Origin of the sequence: Micromonospora sp. LHW51205 (assembly GCF_003315815.1) — a bacterium.
GTDB classification, from domain to species: Bacteria; Actinomycetota; Actinomycetes; order Mycobacteriales; family Micromonosporaceae; genus Micromonospora; species Micromonospora chalcea.
The window spans coordinates 494,568-508,530 of the sequence record NZ_QMEZ01000002.1; the positions used below are offsets into that span (position 1 = coordinate 494,568).

Below are 13,963 nucleotides of genomic sequence, written 5' to 3' on the forward strand. Positions count from 1 at the left end.
GAACGGCTTACGGCGCATGATGCCTGGCGCAGCGCTCGCGTCATCAAATCCAACCCGGACAAGGCTCAACTTCCGGTGAGGCTGGGAAAGCCTCAGCTCCCAGAAGATCGGCTCCATTCCGGTCCTCAGGGCATCAGCCGCTGTTGATTGAGTGGCACCAGAACGATCCCACACAGGTCACGAGGGCCTGTCGTGACTTTCTCCGGTGAGCTGTCCGCCGGCATCGGTCGACGGACCGTCAGGACTGGACGCGTTCCGCCTCCTGCACGAACGTGTCGCTCCGCCTGGCCCCCATCCGGTCCAGTTCATCCAGCACCGCCGCCACCCCGTCCGCACCCACCAGCACCGTGACCCGCAGCCGGGCGGCGAGGGGCTGGTCCTGCCAGTAACCACGCGGCAGCAGGCTCGCCTGCGGTGTCGTCGTCGCCACGGCGGCGTCGCTGACGATCACCGAGATCGCGCCCGCGCGCAGCAGCGCGTCGCGCAGGTCGGCGCTGTTCGCCGCCGGGTCCGGCTCCAGCAGCGCGGTGACCACCCGTACCCGCTGGCCGGGTGGCACTGCTGGTTCGCCGGCCGGCGCCGCCGCGGCACGGCGGCGGGGCGCGCCCGGCGCGGTCAGGCTGGTGACCCCGCCCAGGTGGTAGGCGTCGGCGCCCTGCTGCGCCTGGTCCAGGCGTTCCTGATCGGCCGGCGGCACACGCAGGCCGATGAGTGCCTGCACCCCGGCGGCGATCAGCCAGGTCAGGACGAACGAGAACGCGACCACGCTCACCACGCCGACGAGCTGGCGCCACAGCAGGCCGCCCCCGCCGCCGAGGAACAGCCCGTCCGCGCCGAGCGGGTTGACGCCGCGGTTGCCGAACAGGCCGAGCAGGAGCGTGCCGAGCATGCCGCCGACGAAGTGCACGGCGAGCACGTCGAGCGCGTCGTCGAGGCGCAGCAGGTACTTCAGTTTCAGCGCGAAGTGGCAGACCAGGCCGGCCAGCGCGCCGATCGCGACGGCCGAGGCCGCGTTGACGTACCCGGCGGTCGGGGTGACAGTGGCCAGGCCCGCGACCGCGCCGGAGACCGCGCCCACGACGGTGCTGTGTCCGTCGGTGACGCGCTCCAGCGCCAGCCAGACGAGCATCGCCGCGGCGGCGGCCAGGTGCGTGTTGAGGACGGCCTGCGCGGCCAGGCCGTTGGCCTGGAGGCCGTCGCCGCCGTTGAAGCCGAACCAGCCGAACCAGAGGATGCCGGCGCCGACGATGGTCAGCGGGATCGAGTTGGGTGGCGCGGCGGTGTGCGGCCAGTCCCGGCGCCGGCCGACGACGAGCAGGACGGCGAGGACGGCGGCGCCGGCGCTGGCGTGCACGACGAGCCCGCCGGCCCAGTCCTGGGTGCCGAACTTCGCCAGCCATCCGCCGGGATGCCAGAGCCAGTGCGCGATCGGCGCGTAGACCACCACCGACCAGACCGCGAGGAACAGCACCCAGCCGCCGAAACGCAGCCGGCCCGCGGTGGCGCCGGTGACGAGCGCCGGCGTGATCACCGCGAACATCATCTGGAACAGTACGAACGCCAGCGTCGGGATGGTGATCCGGCCGTCGACCACGTGCAGGTTGGGCGCGGGCGGCACCTTGAGGTCGGCGAGCCCGAACAGTTCCAGGTTGCCGAACAGTCCGCTGCCGGCGTCGTCGCCGAAGGCGATGGTGTAGCCGACGAGCACCCAGGTCAGACTGACCACGCCCAGCGCGATCATGTTCTGCTGCAACATCGCCAGGACGTTGCGGGTGCGGACCATGCCGCCGTAGAACGCGGCGAGCCCCGGTGTCATGAACAGGACCAGGCCGGCGCAGACGAGCACCCAGGCGGTGTCACCCGCGTTCGGAGCGGACACGGTTTCCCTCCTTCTCTCGCAGGTGGACGGAGTCGCGGACGGTGTGCAGGAAGGTGTCCTTGACCCGTTCGTGGTTGGGCACCGGCGCGAAGTGCCGGTCCGGCAGCAGCAACAGCCAGGTGGCGATGTTGAACGGCCCGGTGAGCACCGGGATGCCGAGCGGGGTGAGCATGGTGGTCAGCGCCATCTGCACGAACAGCGTCAGCGCGATACCGAACAGCGTGTAGACGGTGACCAGTGCGCCGGGGCGGTGCGCCACAGCGCCCACCACGATCGCGGTCAGCACCGCGTTGAAGGCGAACAGCCCCTTGTCCAGGGACGCGCCGTCGGCGCCGAACCAGAGCGCCAGCAGTGTCGCGCCGACCGCGCCGATCACCGCGAACAGCGCCGACCACCGGGAGTTGATCAGCAGGGCGACGAGGATGAGCAGGCCGGTGACCCAGCTCTCGATCAGGTAGACCTGGGACACGCCCTTGAAGAAGACCGGGATGAGGCCCCAGTCGAACGTGCCGCGGGTCAGGGATCCCTCACCGGGGAACTTCGGGGTCAGCTTGGTGAGCACCGTGAACCTGTCGAACTGGTACGCCGCCATCAGCAGGAACCAGGTCGTGAGTACGAACGGGAACGTGTAGGCGGTCAGGTTCCAGCGTTTGAACACGGCGTTGAGGGCGAGCGTGACCACCACCGTGCCGATCGCGCCGAGCACGAGGTAGAGCCACATCAGCGGGCGCTGGTCGAGGAACGTGGGCACCGCGAGGCCGGTCAGCAGCGGGCTGAAGCCGAACAGGCCCTTGCGCCAGCTGGACATGTCGACCCGCAGCGCCAGCGCGGTCGCGGTGCCCACGACCAGGCCGAGCACGCCGCCGCCGAACACCCGGGGCGTTCCGTTCTCGAACGCGCCCCAGGCCAGCGCGATCAGGATGAGCAGGCCGCTGAGCGGATTGTTCTGGAGCACCACCTGCGCGGCGCCGCGCAGGCTCGCGTCGACGAATCCGACCGCCGGGTTCCGGTCGGCCAGCCGGTGCCAGCCACGTCCGATGTCGGCCATGCCGCTGTTCTCCTCGCCTCAACGCCAGCTGAAGACCGGCGGGAAGGTGCAGCCGGTCACCTCTTCGCGGGCGGCAGTGCAGAACGCGCGTACCGCGGCGCGGACCGGTTCGGTCTCCTGCCCGAGCACCTTGAACACCAGGCCGGCGTCGTTGGGCAGTCGGCTGACGGCGGTGGCCAGCGGCGTCTGCTCGTCCCACACCGGCGTCGCGGTCCGCTCGAAGACCCGGGCCGCCCGGTCCGGGTCGGTGAGCAGCACGACGTTGCCGAAGACGTGGAAGCGGTCCATCATGCCGATCCGCGTCACCGGGAACCGGCCGGGAGTGATGACGAACTTCTCCACGAACAGCGGGCGTCCGTCGGGCCGGTGCGCCCGCAGCGTGGTGGAGAACAGGTCGTACGCGAAGATCTCGCCGTCGCGGTAGTACTTGCGGCCGGGTTGGAGCACCTCGGCGTACAGCATTGTCGCGGTCTCCGGGAGCCGGACCACGGTGTCGGAGACGAACCGGCTGCGCCGGAACGGGATCACCGGCTCGGGCAGGAACTCCAGGTAGGCATCCTGCGCCAGGGTGAAGCTCTGGGTCTGGGTGCCGTAGTTGGCGTCCATCTCCTGGATCTTGGTGGCGGCCTGGGTGACCAGGTGCGCCTGCGCGCCCGGCCCCAGGTCGACGTCGATGCGCAACCGGTCGCCCTGAAGCACGCCGCCCGAGGTGGTGAGGATCATGACGCAGGGCAGGCCCGGCATCTCCTCGTCCCAGTACAACGCGCGCTGCACCAGCAGCGGCGACTGCCGGAAGACGTCGCGCAGGATGGTCCGGTCCTGGTCCTCGCGCCACTCGAACCCCAGCCGGAGGATGCCCACCTTGCCGTTCGCGGCGGCCGGCAGCTGCGCCGGCTGGTCCTGGTACGGCGCGAGTTCCCGGACGGAGTCCAGAGTGGTCATGCCAGCACTTCGGCGTCGAACAGCGCGTTGCGGCGGACCAGGTCCACCAGGTCGTCGATGCCCTCGCCGGTCTTGCAGTTGGTGAACACGAACGGCTTGCCGCCGCGCATCAGCTCGGCGTCGCGGGCCATCACGTCCAGGTCGGCGTCGACGTACGGGGCCAGGTCGGTCTTGTTGATCACGAGGATGTCGGACTTGGAGATGCCCGGACCGTTCTTGCGCGGGATCTTGTCGCCGGCCGCCACGTCGATCACGTAGATGAAGTAGTCGACGAGCGCGGGGCTGAACGTGAGCGTGAGGTTGTCCCCGCCGCTCTCGATGAGCACGACGTCGCTGTCCGGGAACCGCGCCTCCATGTCCTCCACCGCCGCGAGGTTCATGCTGGGGTCCTCGCGGACGGCGGTGTGCGGGCAGGCGCCGGTCTCCACGCCGACGATGCGCTCCTCCACCAGTACGCCGGTCAGGGCGCGGCGGACGTGCTTGGCGTCCTCGGTGGTGACCACGTCGTTGGTGATGACCAGGATGCGCAGGCCCTGCTCGACCAGGCGGGGCACGACGGCCTCGATGATGGCCGTCTTGCCGCTGCCCACCGGGCCGCCGACGCCGATCCGACTCGCTGATTTCATTTTCGAAGAAGCCCTTCAGGTGGGTGAGCGCTCAGCTCATGAACATGCGTACGTGTGCGTGCTGGTGCGCGCCGGCCAGCACGTCGAGGTGCGGCGCGAAGCTCTGCATGTCGTCCAGCCCGGCGGTGCGCACCTCCTCGTAGTCCTCGCCGACCCGCTCGTTCACCGCGAAGAGGATCGACTGGGTGTCGAGGTGGTCCACCCGCATCAGCCGGACCGCCGCGCCGAGCACCATGGAGGCCGCGCCGTACTGGTGGGCGGCGAACGCGTCCGCCTCGCCCACGCCGAGTTCGGCGAAGAGCACGCCGAGCGCGACCGGGTAGGTGACCGGGACGCCGCCGCCGCTCTCCGCGACGCGCTTGCGCAGCAGGGACTCCCCCACCACCCGTTCGGCGGCCTCGGCCAGCTTGCGCCCCATGCGGACGGTCATCGTCCGCGTCTCCTCGTTGATCTTGCGCAGGTGTACGGCCTCGTCGGCCGCCCGGATCCGGTCGAGGTCACCGGCACGCGCGGCGCGGTGCGCCACGAGCAGCGCCACCCCGTCAGCGGTGGCGGCGGCACGGGTGACCGTCCGCACGAACTCCTGCAACGTGGTCCGGTCGTGCACCGCGCCCTGCTCGACCGCCGTCTCCAGCCCGTTGGAGAAGGAGAACGCGCCGACCGGGAAGACCGAGTCGCCGAACTGGAGCAGCTTCAGGGCCTCGGTCACCGTGGACACCCCGGCCCCTCAGTTCAGGTCGGCGGGCAGGTGCGTGTGCGGGGTCGAGTCGGCCCCGCCGAACAGCCGCCGCGACTCGTGCGGGGCCAGGTACGCGATGATCTCGGTGCCGGGGATGAACTCGTGGGTGAGGCCGGTGAACGCGTGTGTCCGCATCACCGAGTCCATGACCTTGCGGTCCACCGTCAGCGGGACGTACATCTTGGTGCCCTTCACCACCGCCGGCCAGTGCTGGTTGCCGATCGCGTGGCCGAGTTCGACGGCGGAACGGATCACCATGTCCAGCGACTCGCCGTGCAGCGTGTCGAGGTGCACGACCATCACCTCGCCGAGCGCGATCCGGGCCACCACAGCGGTCGCCGTGGCGTCGTCCCAGGCGAGCACGTCGCCGTCGCGCAGCCGTACGCCGCGGGCCAGGGACAGCGCCAGCTCGGTGCCGAGGCTCGTGGTCCGGCGCAGCCGGCTCTTCTGGGCGTCCCACTGGTCGAGGACCAGGTCGTCGACCTTGGCCTCCCGGAGCCGCTCGGTCCAGGCCGGCTCGTTCACGTTGCCGAGTACCGTTTCGACGAGCATGTGTTCTCCTTTCACGCGACCCCGCCGCCGGCCCGGCCGGGGGCGGGCGTCGCGCCGGGTCAGCTGAAGAAGTAGAGCTGGCTGAGGGGGAGGTTCTTGGCCGCCGGCACCGTGGCGTGCACGCCGTCCATCTTCACGGCGAAGGTCTCCGGGTCGACCTCGAGCTTCGGCGTACGGTCGTTGCGCACCATGTCGCGCTTGGTCAGATTGCGGCAGCCGTAGACCGGCATGACCTGCCGTTGCAGGCCGAGCTGTTCGGCCACACCGGACTCGTGGGCGGCCCGGGACACGAACGTCACGCAGTTCTTGGCGAGCTGGGAGCCGGTGGCGCCGAACATGGGCCGGTAGTAGACCGGCTGCGGGGTGGGCAGCGAGGCGTTCGGGTCGCCCATGATCGACCAGGCGATCATGCCGCCCTTGAGCACCATCTTCGGCTTCGTGCCGAAGAACGCGGGCTCCCAGAGCACCAGGTCGGCGAGCTTGCCCGGGCTGACCGAGCCGATGACGTGCGAGACGCCCTGGGTGATCGCCGGGTTGATGGTCATCTTGGCGACGTAGCGCAGGACGCGGAAGTTGTCGTTGGCGTCGGAGTCCTCGGCCAGCTTGCCGCGGGCGTTCTTCATCTGCCCGGCGAGCTGGACGGTGCGCAGCCAGGTCTCCCCCACCCGGCCCATGGCCTGCGAGTCGCTCTGCATCATCGAGATGACGCCCTCGTCGAGGAGCACGTCCTCGGCGGCGATGGTCTCGGTGCGGATCCGGCTCTCCACGAAGGCGACGTCCGAGGGCACCTTCGGGTTGAAGTTGTGGCAGACCATGATCATGTCGTACAGCTCGGACTGGCTGTTGATGCCGTACGGCACTGTGGGCGTGGTCGACGCGGGCAGGACGTTCATCTGGCCGGCGACCTTGATGATGTCCGGCGCGTGCCCGCCGCCCGCGCCCTCGGTGTGGAACGTGTGGATGGTCCGGCCCTCGAAGGCGGCGATGCTGTCCTCGATGTAGCCGCTCTCGTTGAGCGTGTCGGTGTGGATGCTGATCTGGACGTCGTACTCGTCGGCGACGGCCAGGCAGGACCGGATCACCGCGGGCGGCGCGCCCCAGTCCTCGTGGATCTTGAAGCTGGGCACCCCGGCCATGATCTGCTCGACCAGGGGCGCCCGGCCGCTGCTGTTGCCCTTGCCCAGCAGGCCGATGTTGATCGGCAGGTTCTCGAAGGCCCGCATCATGTTGTGGATGTTCCACGGGCCGGGCGTGATGGTGACGCCGTTGGTGCTGTCGCTGGGCCCGGTGCCGCCGCCCCAGAGGGTGGTGACGCCGTTGCTGAGCGCGGCGTACACCTGTTGCGGAGTGACCAGGTGGACGTGCGCGTCGATGCCGCCGGCGGTCAGGATCAGGTGCTCACCGGAGATCGCGTCGGTGCCCGGTCCGGTCACCAGGCCCGGGGTCACCCCGTCCATGATGTTGGGGTTGCCGGCCTTGCCGATCCCGGCGATCCTGCCGTCCTTGATCCCCACGTCCGCCTTGACCACGCCGAGCAGCGCGTCGACGATTGTCACGTTGGTGATCACCAGATCCACCACGCCCTCGGCGCTGGTGGCCTGGCTGGCACTGCCCATGCCGTCGCGCAGGGTCTTGCCACCGCCGTACATGACCTCGTCACCGAGGACCCGCAGGTCCTTCTCGATCTCGATGTAGAGGTCGGTGTCACCCAGCCGGATCTGGTCGCCCGTGGTCGGGCCGTACATTCCGGCGTATTCCTGCCGTGAGATCTGACTCATGCGTTATCGCTCCAGCTCTGGCGCGTCTGAGAGTGGCGGGCTACTTGCCCTTGCCCTTGCCTTGGTCCTGACCCTTGCCCTGGTCCTGGTCCTGCGACGTGGTCTTGAAGCCGCGCGTCTGGGCCTGGTGGAGCGCCTCGGCCCGGTCCGGCCGGTATCCGGGGATCGGCCCGTCGCCGGTCCAGCCCTGGACCAGTCCGTTGAAGCCGTACACCCGCTGGGAGCCGCCGTACGGGATCAGTTGCACTGTCTTGCGGTCGCCGGGCTCGAACCGGATCGAGGTCGTGGCCGGGATGTTCAGCCGCTTGCCGAACGCCGCCGGGCGGTCGAACTCCAGGAAACGGTTGGCCTCGAAGAAGTGGAAGTGGGAGCCGACCTGGATGGGCCGGTCACCGGTGTTGTGCACGACCACCTCGGTCACCGGCCGCCCGGCGTTGAGTTCCAGAGGTTGGTCGCTGAGCTTGTAGCCGCCGATGGGCCGAAGGTGCTTGGAGTTCGGTCCCGGGTGTTGCTTCGCCATGTCGCCCCCGCTCTGCCGGAGACCGTGGCCTCCGGTCGCTGCTCTACTGGATGGGTGAGTGGACGGTGATCAGCCGTGACCCGTCGGTGAAGACCGCCTCGACCTGGAGCATCGGGATCATGTCCGCCACGCCGGGGATCACGTCGTCGGCCGTGAGCACGTGGCTGGCGTCGTTCATGACCTCCTCGACGGTCTTCCCCTCGCGCGCGCCCTCGAGCGCCGCGGCGCAGATCACCGCCACGGCCTCGGGGTGGTTGAGCTTGACCCCGCGCGCCCTGCGGGCGTTTGCGACCATCGCCAACGAGTGGATCGTCAGCTTGTCGAATTCCTTCGGCGTGAGATGCACTTCGCGATCCCTTCGTCCGCACGCTTTGTACGGTTTCAGCTATTCCGTAACGGTAAGAGCGGTTTGGTGCAGCCGCAGCCATTCAGGGAGATTTCAGGAACCGGCGTGCGCCCGCCGCCGCCGGTCGTAGTCGGCGGCGAACAGCGCGAACACGCCCGAGCGACCGAGCGCGTCGAGCAGGCTCAGGAAGAACTGCGTGATCAGGTACCCGGCGCCCCAGCGGCCGGCCGCGCGTCCGGTCGCCGCGTTGCGAAGCGCCCTAAACCCTACATATGCGACATATAGTAGGTTCGCCGCGGCGGCCCGACAGCGAAACTGCCGGGCTGCTCCTGCACACGAACGGGGGACGGGTGAACCGGTCGGCGCCGTACGACCCCGCGGACTCCTACCGCGAGTTCCGGCGCCCGCTCGCGGCGCTGGTGCTCGCCGTCGTCACCGCCGGCGCGCTGGACTCCTTCGCGTTCCTGCGATACGGCGCGTTCGTCGCCAACCAGTCCGGAAACGCCATCTTCCTCGGCATGGGGCCCGCCGGCGGGCACTCCACGTGGCCCGTCTCCGCGGCGTCGATCGTCGCGTTCGCCACCGCCGCCGGGCTGGTCAGCCTGCTCCGCGGCCGCACCGGGCCGACGGCGGCGCCGCTCGTGGACATCGCGGTCACCGAGGCCGCCATGATCGTCTGGGCGGCGCTCAACCTGGCGCTCGCGTACGGCCGGGACGGCACGGCGTCCCGGGTTCTGCTCGCCGCCGCCGGCGCGGCCGCCATGGGCAGCCTGACCACGCTGGCGAGCCGTACCACGGGGATCGCCACGCCGATCACCTACCAGTCGGGCACCACGACCAAGACCGGTGAGCGGGCCGCCCGCTGGCTGCTCGGCCCCGCCGCCGGCCGGGCCCGGGCCCGGCGGGGCACCCTGCTCGGGCTGCTCGCCCTGGTCAGTTACAGCGTCGGTGGCGCGGTCGGCACGCTCGCCCAGCACCGGCCCCGCTGGGTGCCACTGTGGGGGACGCTCGCCCTGGCCGTGCTGATCCTGCTGCTCCGGCGGCATCCGCGGCCGGCGTCGCGTCGCGGCTGAGCGTCAGTCCGCCTGGGCGGCGAGTTCCCGGGCCCGGTCCCGGGCCGCCTCCAGCGCCGCCAGCATGGCCGCGCGTACGCCGTGGTTCTCCAGCTCGCGGACCGCGGAGATGGTGGTGCCGGCCGGCGAGGTGACCGCCTCGCGCAGCTTCACCGGGTGCTCGCCGGAGTCGCGCAGCATCACCGCCGAACCGATCGCGGTCTGCACGATCAGCTCGTGCGCCACCTGGCGCGGCAGGCCGAGCAGGATCCCCGCGTCGATCATCGCCTCGACCAGCAGGTAGAAGTAGGCCGGGCCGGAGCCGGAGAGCGCGGTGACCGCGTCCTGCTGCGACTCGGGCACCCGCACGGTCGAGCCGAGCGGGGAGAACATCTCCTCCGCCAGGGCCAGGTGCTCGCCGGTGGCGTACGCGCCCGCCGAGATGGCGCTCATCGCCTGGTCGACGAGCGCCGGGGTGTTGGTCATCACCCGGACCACAGGGGTGCCCTCTGGCAGCCGTCGGTTGAAGAACGCCGTCGGCAGGCCGGCGCAGAGCGAGATGACCAGCTTGTCCGCCGGCACCTTCGGGCCGATCTCGTCCAGCAGCGCGGCGGCGTCCTGCGGCTTGACCGACACCGCGAGCACCTCGGCCTCGGTCACCGCGGTGAGGTTGTCCACCACCCGTACGCCGTAGCGGTCGGCCAGCTCCTTCGCCCGGGCCGGGCGGCGCGCGGTGGCGAGCAGCCGCTCCACCGGCCAGCCGGAGCGCAGCAGCCCGGACAGCATCAGCTCACCGATCTTGCCGGCGCCGATCACCGCGACCGTGTGCACCTCGCGTGCCATCAGCCGTACCCCTTCCCGGGTCACGTGGGCGTGGCGTGGCGGGCCGGATCACCGGCCCGCCACGCCGTGCGCCGTCGATCAGCTGCCGAAGAAGACCTCGGCCTCGGCGTACCGCTCCAGCGGCACGGTCTTCAGCTCGCGGGTGGCGTCGGCCAGCGGGACCCGGACGATGTCAGTGCTCTGCATCGCGACCATCTTGCCCCAGTCGCCCTCGTTCGCGGCGTCGATCGCGTGGAGGCCGAGCCGGGTGGCGAGCACCCGGTCGAACGCGGTCGGCGTGCCACCGCGCTGGATGTGGCCGAGCACCACGGTGCGGGCCTCCTTGCCGGTCTTGGCCTCCAGCTGCTCGGCGAGCCACTGGCCGATGCCGCCCAGGCGGACGTGGCCGAACGCGTCCAGCTCCTGGTTGTGCAGCACCATCTGGCCGTCCAGCGGCTGGGCGCCCTCGGCGACCACGACGATCGGGGCGTACTGGTGCTGGAAGCGCTTCTCGACGTAGCCGGCGACCTGCTCGACGTCGAACTGCCGCTCCGGCAGCAGGATCACGTTGGCGCCACCGGCGAGGCCGGCGTGCAGCGCGATCCAGCCGGCGTGCCGGCCCATGACCTCGACCACGAGCGTGCGGTGGTGGCTCTCCGCGGTGGTGTGCAGCCGGTCGATCGCCTCCATCGCGATGTTCACCGCGGTGTCGAAGCCGAACGTGTAGTCGGTGGCGCCCAGGTCGTTGTCGATCGTCTTCGGCACGCCGATGACGTGGACGCCCAGCTCGTGCAGCTTGGTGGCGACGCCGAGCGTGTCCTCGCCGCCGATCGCGATCAGCGCGTCCACGCCCTGGGCGGCCAGGTTCTCCTTGATCCGCTCCACGCCGTTCTCGATCTTGAACGGGTTGGTGCGGGACGAGCCGAGGATGGTGCCGCCGCGGGGCAGGATGCCGCGCACCTCGGGGATGCCCAGCGGCTTGGTCAGGCCCTCGAGCGGGCCCTTCCAGCCGTCCCGGAAGCCCACGAACTCGTGACCGTAGGTGGCGACGCCCTTGCGGACCACCGCCCGAATCACCGCGTTGAGACCTGGGCAGTCGCCGCCGCCGGTGAGCACGCCGATACGCATGATCTGCTCATCCTCCTGGAGCATCAGGTGAAGCCCGGATAAGCCCCAGGATATGTGTCAGATCAGACCATCGGCGCCGTTGCCGGCCCGGGGCGGGCCGTCAGTGCGCACTGTAGTCGCCACAGGTGTACGCCGACACCGCACCCCGGGCCGTTCCGGACGACGGACGGCCCTACCCGTCAGTAGCTGACCTCGTGGTTCTCCCCCGCCTTCGGCGGCTTGCCGGTCACCGCCGCCCTGGCGAACCCGAGCAGGTTCACCACTGTGCTGCCGGGCGAGTCCCAGTACTCCGCCGAGCCGGCGTGCACCTTGATCAACGTGATCCCCGGCGTGTCCAGACCGTCCGGGAACCACACCTTGAGCAGCGGGTTCCACAGCTCCTTCGCCCGCTCGGGGTCCCACTCCTCGGTGGCGGTGCCGGCCACCGACACCCAGGCGTGGTGGCGCTGGTCGGAGAAACCGACGTTCACCTGGGGGTTGACCCGGATCTGCCGCACCTTCGCCGAGTCGGCGTATGCGAAGAACCACAGGTCCCCGTCGAACTCCGCCTCCTGCAGCCCCATCGGGCGGCTGACCAGACGACCGTCCACGCCGGTGGTGGTGAGCAGGCAGATCCGGGCGTCCCGGATCAGCTCGGTGACCCGGCGGCGGGCGTCCGCGGCGCTTGTCGGCTCATGGCTCATGGGGCACTCCTGTCTCGGATCGGCGTAGATGCCGCTCCCGTGCCCTGGGCGGAACCGGTCAAACCTCCCGCGCCGTCATCGCCCGCCACCGTGCCAGGTTGTGCCGGGCGTCGACGAGCGCGTCGTGCCGGTCCGCCTCGGCGTCCGGCAGCCGGGGACGCCCCCGGTCGTCCCAGAGCTGACGCAGCTCCTTGGTGAACCGGGGGATCTCCCGGGGCAGCGCCGGCATCGCGCCCCAGAGCTGGGCCAGCACGACGTGGTCGTACGCGGCGTACCAGGCCCACAGCTCCAGCTGCTCGCCCGGCCGGTCCCGCACCGGCTCCAGCAGGAAGTCGTGCAGGTCGTCACGGATGCGCGCGCGCGAGCGCCAGGCCCGGTCGGCCGGCGAGGGGAGCTTGTCCAGCACGTTGCGCCGCACCCAGGGCACCGCCCGGGAGTCGTCGAACTCGGTGGAGACCGCGTAGAACTCGCGGCCGTACTCGTCGACGACGCCGATCGACACCAGGTCGACGATCCGGCCGTCCTCGATGAATTCGCAGTCGTAGAAATAGCGGTAGACCATCGCCCTCATCCTCGCCCATCACCGCCGGGGACCGCCCGCCGGGGCGTCCGCCGAGGTCGGCGGCGTGCCGGACACGGCCGGGCCATGGTCACGGAAGTGTCTCCGGGGGTGTACAGCACGCGACGGGACCGTCATGATCTGATGTGTACCGCCGTCGGGCGCCGAACCGGTTGAGCTGCCTTCGTACCGGGACTGACAGCTTCACCCGGTGTGCGAGTCGTGACTTCTGACCGGGGAGGGGTTGAGCCGTGGAGTCTCGCCTGCCGGAGCCGGGTGACGCGCTCACGGGCGTGGAGATGTTCGCCGGGCTCGAGCCGGAGGTGCGGCAGCGGGTCATCGCCGCGGCCGTACCGCGCACCTACCGCAAGGGGCAGCTGCTCTTCGTCGAGAACGACCCCGGCGAGTCGCTGATCGTCCTGCGCCGCGGCGCGGTCGCGGTGTTCCGTACCGCGCCGACCGGCGAGCGCGCGGTGCTGTCGGTGATCCGACCCCCGGACGTGCTCGGCGAGGTGTCCCTGTTGGACGCCTCCACCCGGTCCGCCTCGGCCGAGGCGATCGAGGACTGCGCCGCGCTGGCGCTGTCCCGGCCCGCCTTCATGGAGCTGGTGCACTCCAACCCGCGCATCCTGGACGCGGTGATGCGCTCGCTCGGCCAGCTGATCCGCCGGCTCACCGAGCAGAACGCCGACCACGTCTTCCTCGACCTGCCCGGCCGGGTGGCCAAGACGCTGGTCCGGCTGGCCGGCGAGAGCCAGGCCCCGATGATCACCATCGAGCTGAACCAGAGCCAGCTCGCCGAGATGGCCGGCGGCTCGCGGCAGAGCGTCAACCAGGCCATCGGCTCGTTCGCCAGCCGGGGCTGGCTGCGTACCGAAGGGCGCCGCATCGTGGTCACCGACGTGGCCGCGCTGCGCCGCCGGGCCGGCATGAACGACCGCTGAGCGACGACGACGCGGGGGCCGGCGGTCGTCCCGCCGGCCCCCGCGTCGTCGTGGTCGGACCGTCAGTCCTTGTCGCTGTCGGCCGGGGGCGCGCTCGGGCCCGGGCCGATCTTCGAGGGGTCGGTCTTCTTCGGCGGGGTCGTCGTGGTGGTCGTGGTCTCGGTCGATCCGCTACCCGCGGGCTGCTCCACCATTCCTTTTTCCTCCAGTTCGGCGAGGGTTACGGCGTCCACGTCGACCGTGTCGCCGACGGCCCACACCGTCCCCCGTGGATCGGTCCATGAGGCGGACAGCCGGACGTGCACGGCAATCTCCCTGTCGACGGGACTTCCTGCTAGGGGAGAC

General features: G+C 70.6%; 15 protein-coding genes and 1 pseudogene. 2 read left to right on the forward strand and 14 right to left on the reverse strand.

Going from position 1 to position 13,963, the window contains the following annotated elements; all coding sequences use genetic code 11:
- Positions 1–238: 238 nt before the first annotated feature.
- The 9 genes and pseudogenes from DQE82_RS10200 to DQE82_RS10240 form a co-directional block, all read right to left on the reverse strand.
- Positions 239–1,879, reverse strand: a complete 1,641-nt coding sequence (locus DQE82_RS10200) for an ammonium transporter (RefSeq protein ID WP_113972541.1) — start codon at positions 1,877–1,879, stop codon at positions 239–241.
- Positions 1,857–2,927, reverse strand: coding sequence for an urea transporter (gene yut / locus DQE82_RS10205; protein ID WP_113972542.1), 1,071 nt, complete (start codon positions 2,925–2,927; stop codon positions 1,857–1,859). Before yut ends, DQE82_RS10200 begins: the two co-directional genes overlap by 23 nt.
- An 18-nt stretch (positions 2,928–2,945) precedes the next feature.
- On the reverse strand, positions 2,946–3,869 hold the full coding sequence (locus DQE82_RS10210; RefSeq protein ID WP_064445194.1) for an urease accessory protein UreD: 924 nt from the start codon (positions 3,867–3,869) through the stop codon (positions 2,946–2,948).
- Positions 3,866–4,495, reverse strand: a complete 630-nt coding sequence (ureG, locus tag DQE82_RS10215; RefSeq protein ID WP_013287653.1) for an urease accessory protein UreG — start codon at positions 4,493–4,495, stop codon at positions 3,866–3,868. The genes DQE82_RS10210 and ureG overlap by 4 nt, the downstream gene beginning before the upstream one ends.
- Before the next feature lie 31 nt (positions 4,496–4,526).
- On the reverse strand, positions 4,527–5,204 hold the full coding sequence (locus DQE82_RS10220) for an urease accessory protein UreF (RefSeq protein ID WP_233514630.1): 678 nt from the start codon (positions 5,202–5,204) through the stop codon (positions 4,527–4,529).
- Positions 5,205–5,222: 18 nt separating this feature from the next.
- Complete coding sequence (gene ureE / locus DQE82_RS10225) at positions 5,223–5,786, reverse strand: urease accessory protein UreE (RefSeq protein WP_013475749.1); 564 nt, start codon at positions 5,784–5,786, stop codon at positions 5,223–5,225.
- Between the two features lie 59 nt (positions 5,787–5,845).
- Positions 5,846–7,564 carry an urease subunit alpha gene (locus tag DQE82_RS10230; protein ID WP_043329421.1) on the reverse strand — a complete coding sequence of 573 codons (1,719 nt, stop codon included), beginning with the start codon at positions 7,562–7,564 and terminating at the stop codon, positions 5,846–5,848.
- Between the two features lie 184 nt (positions 7,565–7,748).
- Positions 7,749–8,084 (reverse strand): annotated as a pseudogene (locus tag DQE82_RS10235) (urease subunit beta); the annotation flags it as partial.
- A 43-nt stretch (positions 8,085–8,127) separates the two neighbouring features.
- Entirely contained in the window at positions 8,128–8,430 is a 303-nt protein-coding gene (locus DQE82_RS10240) for an urease subunit gamma (protein WP_064445193.1), read from the reverse strand.
- 350 nt (positions 8,431–8,780) lie between these two features.
- Between DQE82_RS10240 and DQE82_RS10245 the strand changes: the two genes are divergently transcribed.
- Positions 8,781–9,503 (forward strand): YoaK family protein, encoded by a 723-nt coding sequence (locus DQE82_RS10245; protein WP_233514631.1) that lies wholly within the window; start codon positions 8,781–8,783, stop codon positions 9,501–9,503.
- Between the two features lie 3 nt (positions 9,504–9,506).
- Here the strand turns inward: DQE82_RS10245 and proC are convergent, their stop codons facing one another.
- The 4 genes from proC to DQE82_RS10265 all read right to left on the reverse strand — a co-directional run bounded on the left by proC (position 9,507) and on the right by DQE82_RS10265 (position 12,677).
- Complete coding sequence (gene proC / locus DQE82_RS10250) at positions 9,507–10,325, reverse strand: pyrroline-5-carboxylate reductase (protein ID WP_043331082.1); 819 nt, start codon at positions 10,323–10,325, stop codon at positions 9,507–9,509.
- 78 nt (positions 10,326–10,403) lie between these two features.
- On the reverse strand, positions 10,404–11,432 hold the full coding sequence (locus DQE82_RS10255) for a 6-phosphofructokinase (protein WP_043331080.1): 1,029 nt from the start codon (positions 11,430–11,432) through the stop codon (positions 10,404–10,406).
- 179 nt (positions 11,433–11,611) lie between these two features.
- On the reverse strand, positions 11,612–12,115 hold the full coding sequence (locus DQE82_RS10260; protein WP_043329417.1) for a pyridoxamine 5'-phosphate oxidase family protein: 504 nt from the start codon (positions 12,113–12,115) through the stop codon (positions 11,612–11,614).
- A 58-nt stretch (positions 12,116–12,173) separates the two neighbouring features.
- Positions 12,174–12,677: a polyadenylate-specific 3'-exoribonuclease AS gene (locus DQE82_RS10265; RefSeq protein WP_043329415.1), complete on the reverse strand. Its 504-nt coding sequence runs from the start codon at positions 12,675–12,677 to the stop codon at positions 12,174–12,176.
- A gap of 248 nt (positions 12,678–12,925) precedes the next feature.
- Here DQE82_RS10265 and DQE82_RS10270 point away from each other — a divergent pair, with 248 nt between their 5' ends.
- A complete protein-coding gene (locus DQE82_RS10270) occupies positions 12,926–13,618 on the forward strand; it encodes a Crp/Fnr family transcriptional regulator (RefSeq protein WP_013287664.1) in 693 nt (230 codons plus the stop codon).
- Between the two features lie 62 nt (positions 13,619–13,680).
- Here the strand turns inward: DQE82_RS10270 and DQE82_RS10275 are convergent, their stop codons facing one another.
- Positions 13,681–13,923: a hypothetical protein gene (locus DQE82_RS10275; RefSeq protein WP_043329413.1), complete on the reverse strand. Its 243-nt coding sequence runs from the start codon at positions 13,921–13,923 to the stop codon at positions 13,681–13,683.
- Between the last annotated feature and the right edge of the window lie 40 nt (positions 13,924–13,963).

Excerpts from the sequence above, each read along its gene's own strand:
- yut (WP_113972542.1), bottom strand. The coding sequence starts at position 2,927 with ATGGCCGACATCGGACGTGGCTGGCACCGGCTGGCCGACCGGAACCCG.
- DQE82_RS10210 (WP_064445194.1), bottom strand. The coding sequence starts at position 3,869 with ATGACCACTCTGGACTCCGTCCGGGAACTCGCGCCGTACCAGGACCAG.
- ureG (WP_013287653.1), bottom strand. The coding sequence starts at position 4,495 with ATGAAATCAGCGAGTCGGATCGGCGTCGGCGGCCCGGTGGGCAGCGGC.
- ureE (WP_013475749.1), bottom strand. The coding sequence starts at position 5,786 with ATGCTCGTCGAAACGGTACTCGGCAACGTGAACGAGCCGGCCTGGACC.
- DQE82_RS10230 (WP_043329421.1), bottom strand. The coding sequence starts at position 7,564 with ATGAGTCAGATCTCACGGCAGGAATACGCCGGAATGTACGGCCCGACC.
- proC (WP_043331082.1), bottom strand. The coding sequence starts at position 10,325 with ATGGCACGCGAGGTGCACACGGTCGCGGTGATCGGCGCCGGCAAGATC.
- DQE82_RS10255 (WP_043331080.1), bottom strand. The coding sequence starts at position 11,432 with ATGCGTATCGGCGTGCTCACCGGCGGCGGCGACTGCCCAGGTCTCAAC.
- DQE82_RS10260 (WP_043329417.1), bottom strand. The coding sequence starts at position 12,115 with ATGAGCCATGAGCCGACAAGCGCCGCGGACGCCCGCCGCCGGGTCACC.
- DQE82_RS10265 (WP_043329415.1), bottom strand. The coding sequence starts at position 12,677 with ATGGTCTACCGCTATTTCTACGACTGCGAATTCATCGAGGACGGCCGG.